We start from the raw sequence: 20278 nt of genomic DNA, 5'->3' as shown, positions 1-20278 counted from the left end.
CGCTTAAGCTCACAGGAGCATACTGTCCCCAGACATTCATTCATAAGGAAGGAACCCTATGACCAAACAGCTGAGCCTGAAAGACCAAACCACTGAATTTTTACTCTACACCACCCCTAATGGCGCGGTAAGAGTAGAGGTTCTGCTCAGTGGCGAAACCCTATGGCTTACCCAGAAGCGTATGGCCGAGCTGTTTGGCGTGGGCGTGCCGGCCATTTCCAAGCATCTGAAAAACATCTTTGAAAGTGGTGAGTTACAGCAGGAGTCAGTTCTTTTCATTTTGGAAACAACTGCCGAAGACGGTAAGAAATACCAAACCCAGTACTACAATCTGGATGCGGTGATTTCGGTGGGCTATCGGGTCAATTCCGCTCAGGCCACCCAATTCCGCATCTGGGCGACTGCACTCATCAAAGAATACATCATCAAGGGCTTTACCATGGATGATGAACGCCTGAAAAATGGCCGTTTTTTTGGTAAAGACTACTTTCGTGAACTGTTGGAGCGGGTGCGCTCCATACGCGCCAGCGAGCGGCGCATCTATCAGCAGATCACCGATATTTTTGCCGAGTGCAGTATCGACTACGACCCTAAGTCCAAAACCACCCAGCAGTTTTACGCCCATGTGCAAGACAAGTTTCACTTTGCCATTACCGGCCATACCGCCGCCGAGATTATTTCGCTAAAGGCCGATGCCAGCCAAGCCCTGATGGGCATGAGCACCTATAAAAATGCACCAGACGGGCGGGTGTTAAAATCGGATGCCACGGTGGCTAAAAATTACTTAAACGAAGACGACATCAAAAAGTTGGAACGCGCGGTGTCGGCCTTCTTTGATTACATAGAGGGCATTATTGAACGTCGCAATACCTTTACCATGGAAGGCTTTGCCGAGAGTGTGAACAAGTTTCTTGCGTTCAATGAGTATCAGATTCTGGAAGGCTACGGAAGTGTTTCGCGCAGCTGGCTGAGCAGAAAGCCCATACGGAATACGATAAGTTTAATAAGCAGCAAGGTATCGAATCCGATTTTGATCGGGAAATGAAAAAGCTGTTAAAAAATAAGGGCTCACAGGATGACTGACTATAAAACCATCGCCGAATCGAACAACTTTATTGTTCTGGATAAATACAAAAAAGATTGGAAAGTGGCCGAAAGCTACCAGAGTGAAGATGCCTTAGAGCGTGAGTTGATTCAGGATCTGCAAAACCAAGGCTATGAGTTTTTACCCGGCTTAAATAATCCTGAGGCTATGCTGGCCAATGTGCGCCAGCAACTACAAACTCTCAATAATGTAGAGTTTTTAGAGGGCGAATGGCAGCGTTTTGTGGAAACTTATCTGGATAAGCCCAGCGACACCATCCTGGATAAAACCCGTAAGATTCACGATGACTATATTCACGACTTTGTGTTTGATGATGGCCGCATCAAAAACATCTACCTGGTGGATAAAAAGAACATTGCTCGTAACAAGGTGCAGGTGATCAAGCAGTTCGAGCAAACTGGCAGCCACGCCAACCGGTATGATGTGACCATTCTGGTCAATGGTTTACCGTTGGTACAAATTGAGCTGAAAAAGCGCGGTGTCGCTATTCGTGAGGCCTTTAACCAGGTACACCGCTACAGTAAAGAGAGTTTTAACAGTGAGCATTCGCTGTATAAGTACTTGCAGTTGTTTGTGATTTCGAATGGCACCGACAGCCGTTATTTTGCCAATACCACCCAGCGCAATAAAAACAGCTTCGACTTCACCATGAACTGGGCTAAAGCTGATAACAGCCTGATTAAAGACCTTAAAGACTTTACCGCAACCTTCTTCCAAAAAAATACCTTGCTTAACGTGTTGCTGCATTACTCGGTGTTTGATGTCAGCGATACTTTACTGGTCATGCGCCCTTACCAAATAGCCGCTACCGAGCGCATATTGTGGAAGGTGAAAAGTTCCTTTGAAGCGAAAAATTGGAGCAAACCAGAAAGTGGTGGTTTTATCTGGCATACCACAGGCTCTGGTAAAACCTTAACCAGCTTTAAAGCCGCACGTTTGGCCACAGAGCTGGCGTTTGTCGACAAGGTGTTTTTTGTGGTCGACAGGAAAGACCTCGACTATCAGACCATGAAAGAATATCAGCGCTTTTCGCCTGACAGTGTGAATGGCTCAGACAGTACCGCTGGTTTAAAGCGCAATTTGGATAAAGATGATAACAAGATCGTCGTGACCACCATTCAGAAGCTCAACAACCTGATGAAGAGCGAGGGCGACCTAGCTATCTACAACAAGCAGGTAGTGTTCATTTTTGATGAGTGCCACCGCAGCCAGTTTGGTGAAGCACAGAAAAACCTGAACAAGAAATTCAAACGATTCTATCAGTTTGGCTTTACCGGTACGCCTATCTTCCCGCAAAACGCATTAGGTGCAGAAACCACGGCTAGCGTGTTTGGTCGTGAGCTGCATTCTTATGTCATCACCGATGCGATACGCGACGAGAAAGTGCTCAAGTTCAAGGTGGACTATAACGATGTGCGAGCACAGTTTAAGGCTATTGAAACAGAGCAAGATGAGAAGAAACTAAGTGCTCTTGAAAACAAACAGGCCTTATTGCACCCAGAGCGTATTCGCGAAATCTCCCAGTATGTACTGAAAAACTTCCGCCAGAAGACACACCGATTACAGTCGACTGCTAAGGGCTTCAATGCCATGTTTGCCGTAAGCAGTGTGGATGCAGCTAAGTTGTATTATGAATCCCTCAACAAATTGCAGGCAGACCCTTCATATAAGAACAAGGAAAAGCCATTAAGAATCGCTACCATCTTTTCCTTTGCTGCCAATGAAGAGCAGGATGCAGTGGGCGAGATTTTGGATGAGAGCTTTGATGTCTCGGCGATGAATAGTAGCGCTAAAGAGTTTTTAAATGCAGCGATAGATGATTACAACGCCTTCTTTAAAACCAACTTCAGTGTCGATAGCAATGGCTTCCAGAATTACTATCGTGATTTGGCGAAACGGGTTAAATCTAAAGAGATCGACCTGTTGATTGTAGTCGGCATGTTCTTAACGGGGTTCGATGCCCCGACACTCAATACCTTGTTTGTGGATAAGAACCTGCGTTATCACGGATTGATGCAGGCCTTTTCGCGCACTAACCGCATTTACGACGCTACCAAAACGTTCGGCAATATTGTCACCTTCCGCGATCTAGAACGGGCCACGGTAGATGCCATTACCCTGTTTGGTGACAAGAACACCAAGAATGTCGTGCTAGAAAAAAGCTACAAGGAATACATGGAAGGCTTTACCGATGTGGTGACAGGTGAAGCACGGCGGGGTTTTATGGACGTAGTAAGCGAGTTAGAACAGCGCTTCCCTGATCCCTCAGCTATAGAAAAAGAGTCCGACAAGAAAGACTTTGCCAAACTGTTTGGTGAGTACTTGCGTGTAGAAAACGTGCTGCAAAACTATGATGAGTTTGCCACTTTGAAAGCCCTTCAAGACGTAGACATGAGCGACGAAGAAGCCGTTGAAGCGTTTAAAACCGAGCATTACCTGGATGATGAAAAGCTGGCTGAGTTGCAGGCCATACGCCTTCCTGCCGAGCGTAAGATTCAAGACTACCGCTCGACGTACAACGATGTGCGCGATTGGCAGCGCCGACAAAAATCAGCAGACGAGAAAGAAAAGTCCACCATCGACTGGGATGATGTGGTCTTTGAGGTAGATTTGTTGAAGTCCCAAGAGATCAACCTTGATTATATTTTGGAACTGATTTTTGAGCACAACAAGAAGAATAAGAGTAAGGCAGAGCTTATTGATGAAGTCCGTCGCCTGATTCGAGCAAGCCTTGGTAACCGCGCCAAAGAGAGCTTGATCGTAGACTTTATTAACCAAACCAACCTCGATGATATTGGCGATAAGGCTAGCATTATTGATGCCTTCTTTACCTTTGCCCAGGCAGAGCAGCGAAGAGAGGCTAAGGAGTTGATTGAATCCGAAGGTCTCAATGAAGATGCGGCTAAGCGTTATATCTCAGCATCCTTGAAACGAGAGTATGCCAGTGAAAATGGAACGGCGCTAAATGAAGCTCTTCCCAAAATGAGCCCGCTGAACCCTCAATACAAAACTAAGAAGCAAAGTGTTTTCCAAAAAATCGCGATGTTTGTAGAGAAGTTTAAAGGTGTAGGTGGGAACGTTGAGTAAAAGAACAAAGCAGAGCTAATTTTAAGGCTGTTATCACGCAATCACGACCGTATTGCGTGGTGACAAAAATATAAAAATGTCACCATCTAGAATGGTAATCTATGGACAATTTGGAAATCGCCTACAATGCAGAGAAATCATGGCCTACAGCCCTTGTCACCAGTAATCAATGTTACGGGTGTGCGGGCACAGGTGGCTTCCTGGCGTGCAGTTTTGATCACGTGAAAGACCACTATGTGAAAACCGCCGAAGACCACCAAACCCTGCAACAGCAAATTCACGGCGTAGAGAAAAAACAGCTGCCGCATTTGTTATGTATCACCAATATGATGCTGCACGGTATTGAAGTGCCTTCCCAAATACGCCACGGCAACACCCTAAACAAGCCGCTTTCGAGCTGGGACAGCACCATCGACGTGATCGCCACCAACCCACCGTTTGGCGGCACCGAAGAAGACGGCATCGAAAAAAACTTCCCTGCGGATATGCAAACCCGTGAAACCGCCGACTTATTCTTGCAGCTGATTATCGAAGTACTGCGAGCACCGTCCGCGAATGAAAAGGGTGGTCGTGCAGGCGTGGTACTGCCAGACGGTACACTATTTGGTGAAGGCGTAAAAACCAAGATCAAAAAGCTACTGACCGAAGAGTGTAATCTGCACACCATCGTGCGTTTACCCAATGGCGTATTTAACCCATACACGGGTATTAAGACCAATATTCTGTTCTTTACCAAAGGTCAGCCAACCAAAGACGTTTGGTTCTACGAGCATCCGTATCCAGAAGGTGTGAAGAACTACAACAAATCCAAGCCGATGAAGTTTGAAGAGTTTCAAACGGAAATCGATTGGTGGGGTAATGAAGAAGATGGCTTCGCCAGCCGCGTCGAAACCAACCAAGCGTGGAAAGTGTCCATTGATGACATCATCGCCCGTAACTTCAACTTGGATATTAAAAACCCATTCCAAGAAGAAGTGGAAGTGCACGACCCTGAAGAGCTACTGGCAACTTACCAACAGCAGCAAACCGAGATCAGTGAATTGCGCCTACAGTTGAAAAACATCCTAGGCGATGCCCTAATGAGCACGGCAAACAGCCAGCAAGACGACTCGGAAGAGGAACGTGGCTAATGGCTGAGCTTCACTCTCTACAAAAAGACTTTTCACAGGAAGGTAATGTCCAACAGCTAATTACCCAGCATATTGATCTTTGGACGGGCGCGGTTAAAGAAAAATCCAGCGCGGGTCGTGGTGGTAGCAGTAAGCGAGAACTTTACGGCATTAAAAAACTGCGTGAGTTGATTTTAGAATTAGCGGTACGCGGCAAGCTGGTTTCTCAAGACCCGAGTGATGAGCCTGCTTCGGTATTGCTAGATCTTATTGCCGCCGAGAAAGCCGAACTGGTTAAACAGGGCAAACTCAAAAAGCCCAAAAAACTGCCAGAGATTAGTGAAGACGAAAAGCCTTTTGAACTGCCGGAAGGTTGGGAGTGGGCTCGATTAGACTCTGTTTATGATGTGCGTGATGGCACGCATGATAGTCCTAAAAATATCCCTGAGGGTATTCCGTTAATTACTAGTAAGAACCTCTCTTCAGGGACTCTAAACTTTGATGATGTAAAATATATCTCGTTAGAAGATCACAAGAAGATTATCGAGCGATCAAAGGTTGATAAATACGATATCCTTTTTGCTATGATCGGCAGTATTGGTAATCCAGTTATCGTTGATACTGATATCGACTTCAGCATTAAGAATGTAGCTTTATTCAAATATATTGATCTAAAGTTGAGTTCACCTGTTTTTCTACAACTTTATTTGGAAAAGATGAGCGCTGAGCTTAGACGTGAAGCTAGTGGTGGAGTACAGAAGTTTGTTTCTTTAGGTAAGCTACGAAACTGTCCTATATCATTGCCTCCTCTAAATGAACAACACCGCATCGTTGCTAAAGTCGATGAGCTAATGGCGCTTTGCGATCTTTTGGAGCAGCAAACCGAATCTAGCCTCGATGATCATCAAACCTTAGTGCAAACCCTGCTAGATACATTGCTACAAAGCCCCGATGCCGAAGAGCTAGAGCAAAACTGGCAACGCCTAAGTGCCCACTTTGATCTGCTATTTACCACCGAACAAAGCATCGACCAGCTAAAACAAACCATCCTGCAACTCGCCGTGATGGGCAAACTTGTACCCCAAGATCCTAACGACGAGCCCGCATCAGAGCTACTTAAACGCATCGCCGCCGAAAAAGAAGAACTGGTTAAACAAAAGAAAATCAAAAAACAGAAACCACTACCGCCGATCAGCGATGATGAAAAACCATTTCAACTGCCCAAGGGATGGGAGTGGGCTAGAGTAAACGATATTGCAATGTTTACTACATCTGGTTCGCGTGACTGGGCAAAGTACTATTCAGAATCAGGTGCTTTATTTGTAACAATGGGGAACCTATCTAAATCCAGTTATCAGCTACGACTGGATAATCTTAGATATGTTAATCCGCCCCAGAATAGTGAAGGTGCAAGGACAAGGCTAGAAGCATATGATCTTCTAATATCTATAACTGGTGAGGTCGGCAATTTAGGTTTAATTCCCGAAGGTTTCGGAGAGGCTTATATTAACCAGCATACTTGCTTACTTCGCTTTATGCCGGAGGCAAGAAATAGATACTTCCCTGAATTTATGTGTTCTCAATTAGCTAAAATTCAGTTCAACGCGCCTCAACGAGGGATAAAAAATAGTTTTCGTCTTGGAGACGTAGGTGAAATGTTGGTAAGCCTACCTCCTATTACAGAACAGCACCGTATCGTTGCCAAAGTCGATCAATTAATGGTCCTCTGCGATCAGCTAAAAGCCAAACTCGCCGACAGCAAAACCACCCAGTTAAACCTAACCGATGCCCTCGTGGCTCAGGCGGTGTAGGCGGAATGGGATCTGACTCCCTTTGATAATGTACAAGGAGGTACAAAATGCTCGCATGTAAATTTACATTTTTACCGTGGATTAACTTACCATAATGGTAAATAATGCAGTCAATATTAGTGCATACGATGGAATACCACCTGCATCTCGGGAAGAAGGTCGAGCACATATCGACAGCGGGCCACTTTACGATAAGTCCAGAGTGCTGGCGTTACTAGATAAAGGGGATGCACATACGCATCTCTGGACTCGAAAGTGTATTCAAGATGTTCAGCGGTTAGAGTTCGAGATCGAGGATGTACGAGCTTTGTTGAAGCAGGCCTTGCTAAATGGTCGTTATGTTAACTCTGAGTGGTGTGTACAAAAGCCGACAGGCCCATGGGCGGCGTGTGATAGCTATTTTTTAGCTCGTATGGAATGGATTGAGAATGCAGGCAAGGAATTGCCTTGTAATTACTATGTAAAATTCGCGATAAACAAAGCTGGCAAACTATTGTTGCTGGTTTCCTGTCATTTATCGCAGTAGGGGTGAGATATGAAAAACAAGGTATGTCCAATTTGTGAAATGGGGCAGTTGCATGCAAAGACGGAATGGTTTGATGTTGAGCACCTTGGCCACACAGGCAAGATCAAAAGCCATTATGCGGAATGCGATGCTTGCGGTAGTGAGCAAGCCGGTACGACCGAGGCGCGTTTAAATAAGCGTGCCATGATCGCGTTTAAGAAAGAGGTTCAAGGCTTACTAACGGGTGAGCAGGTACGTGTGTTACGCAAAACATGGGGGTTAAGCCAAGAGCAAGCCGCGAAAGTTTTTGGTGGTGGTCCAGTTGCTTTCTCAAAGTATGAAAAGGATGACGTAATGCAATCGGATTCTATGGATAGGTTGCTGCGTATGGCGGAAGCGTTTCCAATGATGCTAGAGAAGCTAATACAAGACGCAGGTGTTAGCTCCAATATAGAGTCTGTATGGGAAGCTGTGCAGTATGTTGATTTCTCAGTGACAACTAAACAAAGCTTGACAGTCGTGCGTTCTCATTCACTAAATGAAAAGGTGGCCTATGGCTACTAAAAATAGTGTGAGCTTGCAAAAAGCGATTGATAACCTGTCTATTCAAGATGTTTATTTAAAGTCTTCTCAAGCAGAGTGCAGTGAGGGTTTTGATCCTAAGCGCACTGAGCATACCGAGTTGCTTGTTCAACAAATGCATATTGTGCGCGGCAGTGAAATACTTCAAACGAACGAAGGCAATTTGATTTTAAAAGTGTACGTTCGCTTGGGTACTCGCTGGGGGATGCCTGTTGAGGGGAGTGAGCCTGAAGTTAAGGCTTTGGTTGAGGCTGATTTTATTGCTGAGTATACAATGGCTGAGTTACTAGAGACGGAAGCGGTTGATGAGTTTTCGTTAAAAAACGCAAGTTTCCATGTTTGGCCTTACTGGCGTGAGTTCTTAAGTTCACAGTGTGAGCGCTTACGTCTTCCTAGACTGATATTGCCAGCCGTTCAATTTAATCGTTGAATCAAGATTGATAGATTTTATCTGCTCGGTGACAGGCCTCGCCCCCAGAAGGGGACGGTGCCGTAACTCCTTCTACACATGGTAGATGAGATGTATGAACAATAAGTACACAAAGCAAATATATCAATCTCCTAATTAACAACATACTTCTGTGTATTGAAAAACCACTCAATTAAACCTTATCGATGGCCTCGTGGTGAGGCTGATGTGGCATCTTAACCATGAGCAACTTACTGCAAGCCGCAAAAAATTTGTTTGCGAGGAGGCTGATTACGAATCGACTCTCGCTCGCGTCATGGTGTCCAGTCGATACCAGCTGAATGCCATACACATCGCCAGCATCAACAACAAATACGGGAAGGCGTTTGCGCTCAAGGCTTCGATGATGGGCCCGGTTAACGAGGGGGCGACTAGAGCACCAAGCCCACAGCACACAAAAACGTATCCTGTGCGTTTGCCGTCCAGCGCCATGATGCTGTTTGCATAGGAAAACAGCATGGGGAAAAACGCCGAACATCCTAGCCCCAGCCACAGCGCGGCCAACACCAGCGAAGCGTCTGATACCACCATGAGCAGACTGCCGGTCACGCTGATGGCCAGCAGGCCATAAATGCCTTGGCGAGGCGTTATCCAGCGCAGTAAAAACACCGAAAGTAAACGCCCAATCGATAAGCTAACAAAAAACCATGTGACTAAAATGGCGGCGGCATTGTGATTAATGCCCGATAAAATCGCGTAGGTACTGATCCAGCCTGCGATGGTGATTTCAAACCCGACGTACAAAAAGATGACCAACAAAAACGCCAAAAAGGTGGTCTTTTGTTTGGTCTCAGGCACTGTTTCAGTGCTTCTGGCTTCGAACCTAGGGCTGGGTTGTTTCCACAAAAACAGCGGCAATATAAGCGCGTACAGAGCGACCATCCAATATCCCGCGCCGTAGCCGTGACCGGTCCATTCTGCAAAGATTAAAATCAGTGGCGCGAGCATGCAGCCTGAGCTGTAACACAGATGCAAGATCGTCACATACGAGCCCACTTTGTCTTTATGCAACCACAGCATCATCATATTGCCGCCAGCGTTGACCGACACTTCGGCCGCGCCGAGCAAGAAAAACAGCGCCACCAGCATGGTCAAGCTGGTTGAAAAAGGCACCAGAAACAATCCAACAATCACGCACAGCAGCATAACGATCAAATAATGATGACCTTGCCAACGATCAAACATGCGACCCGCCAACAACGCGCCCAGAATATTTCCTATGGCTCTGGCGCTGAAAACAATCGATATTTCCGCCACAGAAGCGTCGATCAGGTCAGACAGGTAAATCAAACTCGGTCCCAACAGACCCGATACCGCGCCCGCGGCAATAAACATGGCGCAATAAAGCCCCGTACGCGTTAATTCCTGCATAGTGTTTTCCATTTTTTATTATTTGCCACGCTCGAACCTGACACCGCGTCTCGTTCGAATCCACACATTGACATTGGATTTAATCACGCAACTTGATTAATTAATAGAGAGCATAGAAAGACCGGAAAAAGAAAACACCCACAGTGTTGTTCACAGAAGCTGAAACAGCAAAACAAGAAAAAGAAAAAGAAAAACAAGAAAAAGAGGAGAAGTTAAGAGAGCAAGCACCAACTCATCTTTTTGTGCCGCCACATTGAGCGGCACAAAAAGACCATTAGGCAAAGGGAAAAGAAAAGACGCGTTAGCCTTTCCAAGTTAGCCTTTTAAAAATTGTCCAACCCAAGCCATGAGCTGCTGATTGTCTATTGCGTCCTGTGCGACCGTCTGACGCGCTTTAGCAGCGACTTCTGGCGTTAGCGTGACACCATCGTACAAATCGATCAATTCGTTCTCATACGCCTTCGAGAATTCAGGATGGCCTTGGAACGTCAAAATACGATCTTGATAAATCAGCCCCGCGTACTGACAAAAATCACTGCTCAAAAAGCTCGACATTTTTTCCGGTTTTTCCAACACTTGGTCTTGGTGGAAAGCACAAAACGCGATGTCTTTCTGAGTCAACGGGGTTTCAACTTCGTTAGACACTTGGTAATGGTGAATCCCTACCCCCCAGCCGCCGTCAAATTTACCAACGCGACCACCCAATGCTCGCGCAATGACTTGGTGACCGAAGCAAATCCCCACCAGCACTTGTCCCTTGGCGTCTATCTCTCGGATAAACTCACACAAACGAATGATCCATGGATCATCGCCATAAGCGTCCGATTTAGAACCGGTAATCAGCCAAGCATCACAACAGTCGATGCTGTCTGGGAACTCATCCAAGCGCACATCAAAAATTTCGAACGACAATTCTGGCTCTAACACAGCAATCTGTTGAGCAAACATCTCCGCGTATGTTGGGTACTTAGAGCGCAATACGTCGGGCGTAATGCCCGCGGCGAGAATTCCTATCTTCATGAATTATTTACCTCAAAAAACACAGCGGTTAAGGATTTTGGAAACGATTTTGACGGCGCATAATGAAAATGGCCGCGATGACCGCAATCGAGACAACCAATATCATCAGCGTCGCTAACGCATTGATTTCGGGTGTAACACCAAGTCGAACTTTGGAGAAAATCACCATCGGCAAGGTCGAATTCCCCGGCCCTGACACAAAGCTCGCAATCACCAAATCATCCAATGACAAGGTGAAAGACAGCAACCAACCCGACAAGATGGCAGGGGCAATCAACGGCAAGGTAATTAAGAAAAACAACGACACAGGCTTAGCACCCAAATCCATCGCCGCTTCTTCTAAGGTCTCGTCCATGGACGACAAACGCGATTGAACCACCACCGCCACGTACGCCAAACAAAACGTCGTATGCGCGATGACAATCGTGGTCGTGCCTCGACCTGCAGGCCAACCGAACATGCTTTCCATCGCTACAAACAACAGCAACAGTGACAAACCGGTGATGACTTCTGGCATCACCAATGGCGCCGTCACCCAGCCTGCCATCATGGTTTTACCACGAAACTTGCCCATTCGGCTCAACACAAAGCCCGCTAACGTGCCTAATATGGAAGCCAACGTCGCGCTAATAAAGGCGATTTTTAAGCTCACCCACGCGGCGTCCATGATCTGATCATTTTGAAACAGCTCAACGTACCATTTCAGCGACCAACCACCCCAAACGGTCACCAATTTGGACTCGTTAAAGCTGTAGATGATCAAAGCCACAATGGGCGCGTACAAAAACAAAAAGCCGAAGCCAGCACTAAGCTTTAGCGCTAAAGAATGATTTTTCATTACATCGCCTCCTTGTTGCCATTACGCATGAACATAATTGGACCCACCAAAACAATCAGCATAATGATCGCAACCGCTGAGGCCAGAGGCCAATCTCGGTTCAGGAAGAACTCATCCCACAACACACGACCAATCATCAGCGTATCTGAACCGCCTAACAAGGCAGGAATAACAAACTCGCCGACCGCCGGGATAAACACCAATAAACAGCCCGCAATGATGCCCGGCTTCGCCAGAGGCAACGTCACCAGACAAAACGCTCGCCACGGTTTTGCACCGAGGTCTTTCGCGGCTTCAATTAGGCTCATGTCCATTTTTTCTAGCGTGGTGTACAGCGGCAGAATCATAAACGGCAAATAGGTATACACAATGCCAATGTACACAGCGACGTCCGTTTGTAGAATTTGCAATGGCTGATCAATTAACCCCAGTGACATCAAGGTATCGTTGACCAAACCGTTCTTTTTCAACAATGACATCCACGCGTAAACGCGCAATAAAAACGACGTCCAGAAAGGCAAAATAACCAATGACAACAATATCGTACGAGAGGTCGGACCACTGCGGGCGATAAGATAAGCAATCGGAAAACCAATCAATAACGTAAAGAACGTCGACACCGCGGCAATGCGTAAAGAACTCAAATAAGCGTCTAAGTAAAAGCGCGATTCAAACAAAAATAAATAGTTGCCAAAGGTCACTTTGAGGGTCGCGTACGCGTTGCTAGGGTCCCATTCCAACAAAGGCGAGTAGGGCGGCACCGCAATCATCGCCTCAGACAGGGATATTTTAAACACCACCAAAAATGGAATGAAGAAGAATGCCGCCAACCAAAGCATTGGCATCAGGATCACACACCAGCGACCCAGACGAATAGTTTGCAAACGCTGCAATAGGTTCGGTCGAGTTGTATTGCTGGAAGTGGTCATCATGATGTGAGTACCACGCTGCTATCGGCATCCCAAGACAGATACACATGATCGTCCCACGTTAGGCGCTCGCCCGTATCCCGTTGGGTATTGGGTTGGGTAATGCGCACTTCTTTACCTGACAACAAACGAACTTTGTAAATCGACTGACTGCCCATGTACGCGACTTCGGTAATCACCCCTTCAGCGGAATTATTTGGCGTATTGGAGGCGTTACGCGCAATGCGCATCTTTTCAGGGCGAATCGCCACGCTGACGACTTGGTTCGGCGCACAGCTGATGCCGTGATCCAAATAAATAAGGCCATTGGTGTCATCGCATTGGATCGCCGCGCTGTCGCGCTCATCCGACACCACGCTGCCGCTAAACAAATTCACGTTACCAATGAATTCCGCAACAAAACGGTTGTTTGGGTATTCGTATACTTCGTGAGGCTCGGCGGTTTGGACGATCACACCGTTGTTCATTACGCCAATGCGTGTGGCTAATGTCATCGCTTCTTCTTGGTCATGAGTAACTACCACAAAGGTGATGCCTAGCTCGTCTTGTAATCGCATCAATTCGAACTGTGTTTCTTCACGCAATTTTTTGTCCAACGCGCCCAATGGCTCATCCAACAACAGCAGCTTAGGGCGTTTCACCAAGGAACGCGCCAACGCCACACGCTGACGCTGACCACCTGACAACATATGCGGTTTACGACGAGCAAGATGCCCCATTTGTACCATTTCCAAGATATCAGCGACGCGTTTTTTGACTTCGTGGCTTGGCAAACCTTCACGTTTTAAACCAAACGCGACGTTGGCTTCGACGGTCAAATGCGGGAACAAAGCATAAGACTGGAACATCATATTAACAGGGCGCTCCCATGGCGGAACATTCGACATGTCCACGCCATCGATGATAATGCGACCCGATGTAGGCGACTCAAAACCCGCCAACATACGCAATAGGGTACTTTTACCGGAACCCGACCCGCCCAACAGACAGAAGAGTTCATTCTTATAAATATCCAGAGAGACGTTATTCACCGCCGTGAAGTCGCCGAACGTTTTATTGATTTGTTCAATGCGAACGAAAGGCTCAGCGTCTTTTTGACGCCAAGTTGGCATCGTTTGAGAGGTAACGATGGGGGAAACAGAAGACACAGACATAAAACACACCTGTCAGCATGGTAAGTATTCAAGAAGGGCGACACCTAATGGTGTCACCCACGTACAGAAGGCTGCTTAGCGACCGGTTTTAATGTTTGTCCAAGCACGTGTCAATTGGCGATCAAAACGCGCCGTGTGAGCCACTTGCACAAACAGTTTCTCTTTTACTTCCTGAGTTGGGTACACACCTTTGTTGGTGGCCACTTCTTCGTCTAGAAGAGGAACCGCCGCGGTGTTTGGCACAGCGTAGAACACATAGTTCGAAATGGCCGCCGCGATGTCTTTTTTCAGGATGAAATCGATAAATTTGTGTGCGGCTTCTGGGTGAGGCGCGTCCGCAGGAATCGCCATCAAATCAAACCACACCAAGGTGCCTTCTTTTGGAATCACAAACTTGATATCAACGCCTTGACCGGCTTCTTCGGCGCGGCTTTGCGATTGCAAAATATCACCGTTATAACCAATCGCCACACACACATCGCCATTGGCTAAGTCAGAGATGTATTTACTGGAGTGGAAATAACGCACATTGTCTTCGGCAACCGACATCAATTTGGCCGATTCCGCTAGGTCATCTTTGTCTTCTGAGTTTGGATCAACGCCACGATAATTATTCACAACCGACATCACTTCCGCAGGAGAATCCAACACCGCAATACCACAATCGTTCAGTTTAGCCGCAATGCTTGGGTTAAATAAAATATCCCAAGAATCGATATCCGCTGTACCCAAACGCTCTTCGATCATCTTGGTGTTGTAACCAATGCCGATCGTACCCCAAGCGTAAGGAATGTTGTGCACATTGCCCGCATCGTGTTTTTCGATTTGCTTCGCCAATGTTTGATCTAAGTTGCCATAATTGCTCAGCTTACTCTTATCGATGGCTTGGTAAACACCCGCTTTTACTTGACGCTCAAAGAAGGAGTTAGATGGCATAACCACGTCGTAGCCAGAGCCACCCGCCATCAGTTTTGCTTCCAACACTTCGTTGCTGTCGTAAACGTCGTAGTTTACTTTGATGCCCGTTTCTTTAGAGAACTGCTCCAAAGCACCTGGCGCCATGTAATCCGACCAGTTGTATACGTTTAGAACGTCTTCGGCGTAACTGCTCACAGCAAAAGTCGATGCCGCACCCGCGATCAATACACTCAATACATTGCGTTTCATGTGAAATTCTCCAATTTACAGCCAAGGTTACATTGGCTGGTTCCAGTTGTGATGTCGTTTTGCTTTTCAGCAAAGCCTCTAACGGACTCTATTTTTTAAAGTAACTCTTTTTAAGCTGACTCTTTCTAAAGTGGCTCTGTATAAAGTGACTGTTTTTGCAGTCACTCTTCTAAAAGCCACCAAGTCTAAAAGCCACCAAGGTTCGCAACGCACTTACAAATACGCTTCGTATTCCACATTGGAAATACGGCCGTGTATTTTTTGCTGTTCTTGTTCTTTTGCCGCACCATACACTCGGACAAATTCTTCACCCAAGTATTCACTCAAGAAGGCACTGTCTGCAAACGATTCCGTCGCCAATTCCCAACGATTGGGTAGCGGTTCGAAACGTTCTGACATCGCGTACGCATCGCCTTCAATCGGCTGTGGTGGCGACATTTTTGTTTCAATACCATGCAAAGCAGCCCCTAACACGGCTGCCAATACTAAATAAGGATTCGCGTCCGCGCCAGCCACACGATGTTCTATACGACGCGCGACATTATCACTTTCGGGAATGCGTACCGCGACAGTGCGGTTTTCATAGCCCCAGCTCGCAAACGTCGGCGCATGCGCTCCGGTTTGGAAACGGCGATAAGAATTCATATGCGGCGCAAACACAAGCATAGAATCAGACATATGGTTCAATAATCCCGCCACCGCTTGCTGCAATAAGCCTGAGCCTTCTTCGGTGCCGTTGTTAAACACGTTATTGCCTTGCTCGTCCAACAAACTAAAGTGAACGTGGAAGCCGTTACCGCTTTTATCTGCGTACGGTTTCGCCATGAAAGTCGCACCAAAATCATGCTGACGTGCAACCCCTTTGATCAGGCGCTTAAACATAATCGCATGGTCGGCGGCGAGAACAGCGTCGTTGCAATGCTTCATGTTGATTTCGAATTGACCGGGGCCTAGTTCAGAAATAATGGTGTCCGCAGGAATGCCTTGAATCTCACACGCACGGCGAACTTCGGCGAAAAAGCCTTCTAAGCCGTCCATTTCTTCAATGGAATAGCAGTCGGTTTTATTCAAACGCACACCGTTGCCTTCTACGATAATAGGAGGAGAAGGTCGACGCTGAGCTTCGGACTGGCCGTCTAACAGGTAAAACTCCAACTCCGTCGCCACCACAGGTGTGTAGCCTAAATCTTTGAAGCGCTTAACAATGCGCGTCAATATTTGGCGAGGGTCTGGGTAAAATGGAGTGCCATCGGCGTTGTACATCATCGCCAAAATTTGGTCGCGAGCCGATTCCGCCCACGGCACAGAAATAGGTTCAGGGTGGACGGCAAAACACACACCGTCACTGTCTCCCGTCTCGAAAACCATACCATTGTCGAGAACATCGTCGCCCCAGTGGTCAAAACCAATCACTGAGTGAGGAAGTTTTACCCCTTGCGTCATGACGCTTTTTAAACCGCTGGAGGGCATGCGTTTACCACGCAAGTTGCCGTTTAAATCTGTGATGAACAGATCAAATTCGTTGTTCCCTTCGTACATATCCGACATAAAATGTTCTCTTATGAAATTAGTCTTACTGCGGAAGACGTTGTGCTTACTCGTCTGATAATCGAACTTTACTTCGATTTTCATATTGCTTGCACAGGATTAAAGCCACATTCTTCCGATATAAATCACCTTAACCCGAGCAAATGATGTGAGTAACTATCCCCGAGTGGGTATATGCAAAGATGGAACCACTTGTATATAAATCACACTCTAAAAGATGACTGCTTTTCTTCACTTTCAGCTATTTTGCTGATATGTATTAATAAAGAATCACCTTAATGTGTTTGAGGACAGCGCTTTCGAGCGATATAAGCCGAAAAATCATTCAGGTTATGCATTCATTTTTACTACAGAAAGAATAAAAAAGTCGATGGAAATTTTGCGCCAGCGGAGCAATTTTAGGGATGAAGACAAAACCGAGTAAAAAGTCGACTTGAACTCAACCCAATCGACACATTAAAAATAGCCAGCAGTGTGCGTTTTATCCGTTTCTCGTTTGAAGCCGTACACTCAGAGCAAGTTCATGACGCTGGATAACACGGCGATACATGACAAAGGATTTCAGAACAATGCAGAAAAACACCCTAAGAGGGCAATTGTCTTTACCCGACTTAATGAAAGACCTCGGCGCGCTTACCAATCACATTCGGGTACCCAGCTTTCCTATTGCGTTAGAAGGGGTGCTCAGCAACCTGTGCTATTTCGATACCATCATTATCGTGACCTACAAAAAAGCGCTAAAGCCACTGCTGATCCATCCGAGTGACCCAAGTGAGCAAAGTCACACCCTGCGTATGTATTTAAACAAGGCCTACTTGCTAGATCCCTTGTTTAACGCCATACAACACGGGATCGCACCGGGCGTTTATCGTTTGGTCGACATGTCACCCGATTCGTTCGAAGAAACCGAATACTACCAAACCTGTTACCGCAACTTTGACTTAGTCGATGAAATCAACATCTTGGTGGAATTAGACGCGGCCACTACCTGCGCCGTGTCATTAGGCCGACAAAAAACCGTCGGCTCGATTCGCCGAACAGAACTGAACAATTTGAAAAGCGTTTTCCCCATGTTAGAAGCCTTGATCCGCCAATTTTGGCTCACGCAAGCGGGGGAGTTCGTCGAGAGGGAATCCAGTACAGGGCCGTTAAAATACGCACTGAAAACCTTTGCGCATGGCGTATTGACCACCCGCGAGCAGGAAATTTTGGGCTTGTTATTGAAAGGACACTCGTCAAAATCCATTGCGAACGAATTAGGCATCAGTGCCGGAACCGTCAAAGTACACCGCAAAAACATTCACGCGCGATTAGACACATCCACGCAGTCAGAAATTTTTACTTTGTTCCTCAGTCATTTAGATGCCTTAGACAGAGAAAAAAGCTAATCAACCTAGAAGATGCCCAAAGAACGACTATTCTGGTTCATTCAGATGTCGTTCTAGCACGCACGTCAGCATCAATTTTAAATCGTCGAGGGTACGCGCAGCGCGGCGTTCATTTTGGTTCACAACAACCAGATAGGTACTGTGTGTTACTTCTAGGTACAGACGCGCAATACGTTCCCGTTCACGTATGTGCTTTTTAAAGCCTAAGCGTTTGAACACCTTAGCCATTTGAGAAATCACCATGTCATCATGGCGTTCGTCTAATTCACGCAATTCCTGCACCGAAAACATGGCTTGCACCAAACGTAATACCGCGCGCTGTTGGCGATAAGTACGCAAATTAATGTCGACAACTTGATCAATAAAGTTGGGCAGCGTCATGTCTTCTAAACGCCACTCCTGAATGCCTTTTAAAACGTCTTCGATGCTGTCCAGCCAAGACTTGCCCATGGCATACAAAATGGCGTGTTTATTGGGAAAGTAATGGTACAAAGACCCCACGGAAATACCGACTTCTTTCGCGATAATCGCCGTATTCAGATCGTTCAAACCAACGGTTTCTAACAATTCGCTGGTCACATCTAAAATTTGTTGCGCGCGTTTAATCGAACGAGACTGCACAGGCTCGCTACGAGGCGAAACAGATTGCATGGTTTTCATTGTCGTAGGGGGGTTGGCCATGATCGGGATTGGCTTCCTTATAAACAGAGAACATCAAATAAAGTGTTTAAATTATACACATACCCATGAACACTAAACACACCCATCGCACAGCGTTCGTCGCATTACGGCAACCGGTCTAACATCGAGTAATACAACATGCCAGCGACCAAACCTGGCCAGCGAAGTAGGGTACCACCGGGGAAGTCTCGCATCGGCAGCTTTTCGAAGGCATCCACTTCTTCTAACGAACCTTGCACCGCTTTAGCGAAGATCGCACCGGCGTAGGTTGCCATCGCCACGCCATGACCAGAATAACCTTGCGCCACAAAAATATTTTCCTGCTGTCGCGCAATGTGCGGCATTCTGTTTAACGTAATCGCCAAGGTGCCACCCCACGCATAGTCGATACGATAATCGCCTAACTCTGGGTAAGTAGCTAGCATGTGTTTTTTAACAAACCCAGCAATGTCTTTCGGAAAACGCTGACTGTAATTTTCACCGCCGCCCCAGAGCATTCTTCTGTCTTTGGACAGACGATAGTAATTCACCACAAATTTCGAATCCGCCACCGCGATACGGTCTGGGTTGATCCGATCCGCAACGCGTTCAGGAAGCGGCTCTGTGGCAATAATAAAGTTATTGATCGGCATGATTTTTCGCGCCGCCGGACCGTTCAAGTGACCAAGATAACCATTGCACGCAAACAACAAATAACGACAACGCACGCGCCCTTTGGCGGTTATGACTTCAGGTTGCTGGCCATCCGTGTATTCCAATACCGCAGAATGATCGTACAGCTTCGCCCCATGGGCTTCTGCCGCTTTCGCCAATCCAAGCGCAAAGTTAAGCGGATGAATGTGCGCGCCATCTTTGTACCATTCACCGCCGTAGTAACGATCTGTACCCAATTTATCAGCGACGGTTTTTGCATCTAGGAACTCAACACCCTCGTATTTAAGCTGTTGACGCTTGTATTCAACGGCGTCTTTTATGTCCGTTGCGTGGCTTAGTTTAGACGCCACATGCAGCACGCCAGCCGTTAAATCACAATCGATTTGGTATTTTTCGACCAAGTCCTTGACCAATTCCACCGAGTCCAGAGAGGTTTGCCACAGCACATCCGCCGTCTCTTTACCGACTTTATTGACCATCTCTGCGTGGCCCATGTTATGGCCTTGGCAAATTTGTCCGCCGTTGCGCCCAGAAGCGCCCCAGCCAATGTCATTGGCTTCCAATAAAGTCACTTGAAACCCCGCTTCCGCAAGATGCAACGCCGCAGAGGTTCCCGTAAATCCGCCGCCTATAATGCAAATATCGGCACTGTGATCACCCACTAGCTGAGGACGACTTTTGTACTCTTTTGCGGTTGCCTCATAGTAAGACGGTTCGTGTTTGCTCAAGGGGCACTCCTGTCATAATTCAAAACTCAATAACCGAATGATTGATCGATTTTATAGGCAGTGTCAATTGTAATATGAACTTATTTTTTGACAAGGTGTTGATTTAATGATCAAAGTAAAATAATGTTTAAA

General features: G+C 46.7%; 17 protein-coding genes. 8 read left to right on the top strand and 9 right to left on the bottom strand.

All coding sequences use genetic code 11. The annotated features are described in order from the left end of the window. Window positions 1-58: 58 nt before the first annotated feature. The 7 genes from AABA11_RS00170 (at window position 59) to AABA11_RS00140 (ending at window position 8629) form a co-directional block, all read left to right on the top strand. The gene (locus AABA11_RS00170; RefSeq protein WP_338264438.1) at window positions 59-1045 is read left to right on the top strand and encodes a virulence RhuM family protein; all 987 of its coding nucleotides are present in this window, start codon (window positions 59-61) and stop codon (window positions 1043-1045) included. A 30-nt stretch (window positions 1046-1075) separates the two neighbouring features. Continuing rightward, window positions 1076-4192, top strand: coding sequence for an HsdR family type I site-specific deoxyribonuclease (locus AABA11_RS00165; RefSeq protein ID WP_338264436.1), 3117 nt, complete (start codon window positions 1076-1078; stop codon window positions 4190-4192). Window positions 4193-4293: 101 nt separating this feature from the next. Continuing rightward, entirely contained in the window at window positions 4294-5322 is a 1029-nt protein-coding gene (locus AABA11_RS00160) for an N-6 DNA methylase (protein WP_338264435.1), read from the top strand. Beyond that, window positions 5322-7112: a restriction endonuclease subunit S gene (locus AABA11_RS00155; RefSeq protein WP_338264434.1), complete on the top strand. Its 1791-nt coding sequence runs from the start codon at window positions 5322-5324 to the stop codon at window positions 7110-7112. The genes AABA11_RS00160 and AABA11_RS00155 overlap by 1 nt, the downstream gene beginning before the upstream one ends. 94 nt (window positions 7113-7206) lie before the next feature. After that, the gene (locus AABA11_RS00150; RefSeq protein WP_338264433.1) at window positions 7207-7638 is read left to right on the top strand and encodes a hypothetical protein; all 432 of its coding nucleotides are present in this window, start codon (window positions 7207-7209) and stop codon (window positions 7636-7638) included. Window positions 7639-7647: 9 nt separating this feature from the next. Next, on the top strand, window positions 7648-8181 hold the full coding sequence (locus AABA11_RS00145; protein WP_338264431.1) for a type II toxin-antitoxin system MqsA family antitoxin: 534 nt from the start codon (window positions 7648-7650) through the stop codon (window positions 8179-8181). Further along, a complete protein-coding gene (locus tag AABA11_RS00140; RefSeq protein WP_338264430.1) occupies window positions 8171-8629 on the top strand; it encodes a hypothetical protein in 459 nt (152 codons plus the stop codon). The genes AABA11_RS00145 and AABA11_RS00140 overlap by 11 nt, the downstream gene beginning before the upstream one ends. Window positions 8630-8899: 270 nt before the next feature. Here the strand turns inward: AABA11_RS00140 and AABA11_RS00135 are convergent, their stop codons facing one another. The 7 genes from AABA11_RS00135 to AABA11_RS00105 all read right to left on the bottom strand — a co-directional run bounded on the left by AABA11_RS00135 (window position 8900) and on the right by AABA11_RS00105 (window position 16695). After that, complete coding sequence (locus AABA11_RS00135) at window positions 8900-10039, bottom strand: MFS transporter (protein ID WP_338264429.1); 1140 nt, start codon at window positions 10037-10039, stop codon at window positions 8900-8902. Window positions 10040-10354: 315 nt separating this feature from the next. Further along, complete coding sequence (locus AABA11_RS00130; RefSeq protein WP_338264427.1) at window positions 10355-11059, bottom strand: glutamine amidotransferase-related protein; 705 nt, start codon at window positions 11057-11059, stop codon at window positions 10355-10357. Between the two features lie 28 nt (window positions 11060-11087). Next, a complete protein-coding gene (locus tag AABA11_RS00125) occupies window positions 11088-11897 on the bottom strand; it encodes an ABC transporter permease subunit (protein ID WP_338264425.1) in 810 nt (269 codons plus the stop codon). Further along, window positions 11897-12829, bottom strand: coding sequence for an ABC transporter permease subunit (locus AABA11_RS00120; RefSeq protein WP_338264423.1), 933 nt, complete (start codon window positions 12827-12829; stop codon window positions 11897-11899). Before AABA11_RS00120 ends, AABA11_RS00125 begins: the two co-directional genes overlap by 1 nt. Further along, entirely contained in the window at window positions 12826-13980 is a 1155-nt protein-coding gene (locus AABA11_RS00115; protein WP_338264421.1) for an ABC transporter ATP-binding protein, read from the bottom strand. Before AABA11_RS00115 ends, AABA11_RS00120 begins: the two co-directional genes overlap by 4 nt. A 75-nt stretch (window positions 13981-14055) precedes the next feature. Further along, a complete protein-coding gene (locus AABA11_RS00110; protein WP_265727654.1) occupies window positions 14056-15147 on the bottom strand; it encodes a polyamine ABC transporter substrate-binding protein in 1092 nt (363 codons plus the stop codon). A gap of 213 nt (window positions 15148-15360) precedes the next feature. Next, the gene (locus AABA11_RS00105) at window positions 15361-16695 is read right to left on the bottom strand and encodes a glutamine synthetase family protein (RefSeq protein WP_265727655.1); all 1335 of its coding nucleotides are present in this window, start codon (window positions 16693-16695) and stop codon (window positions 15361-15363) included. A 569-nt stretch (window positions 16696-17264) separates the two neighbouring features. On the opposite strand from AABA11_RS00105, the gene AABA11_RS00100 reads away from it, so the two are divergent. Further along, entirely contained in the window at window positions 17265-18083 is an 819-nt protein-coding gene (locus AABA11_RS00100; protein ID WP_338264417.1) for a helix-turn-helix domain-containing protein, read from the top strand. A 27-nt stretch (window positions 18084-18110) separates the two neighbouring features. Here AABA11_RS00100 and AABA11_RS00095 read toward each other — a convergent pair whose 3' ends face one another. Next, the gene (locus AABA11_RS00095) at window positions 18111-18764 is read right to left on the bottom strand and encodes a TetR/AcrR family transcriptional regulator (protein ID WP_338264415.1); all 654 of its coding nucleotides are present in this window, start codon (window positions 18762-18764) and stop codon (window positions 18111-18113) included. 104 nt (window positions 18765-18868) lie between these two features. Beyond that, window positions 18869-20146 (bottom strand): NAD(P)/FAD-dependent oxidoreductase, encoded by a 1278-nt coding sequence (locus tag AABA11_RS00090; RefSeq protein WP_338264413.1) that lies wholly within the window; start codon window positions 20144-20146, stop codon window positions 18869-18871. Window positions 20147-20278 lie beyond the last annotated feature (132 nt).

This window comes from Marinomonas pontica (genome assembly GCF_036322735.1).
Lineage (GTDB): Bacteria > Pseudomonadota > Gammaproteobacteria > Pseudomonadales > Marinomonadaceae > Marinomonas > Marinomonas pontica.
This window is presented reverse-complemented; position numbering and strand designations above follow the sequence as displayed.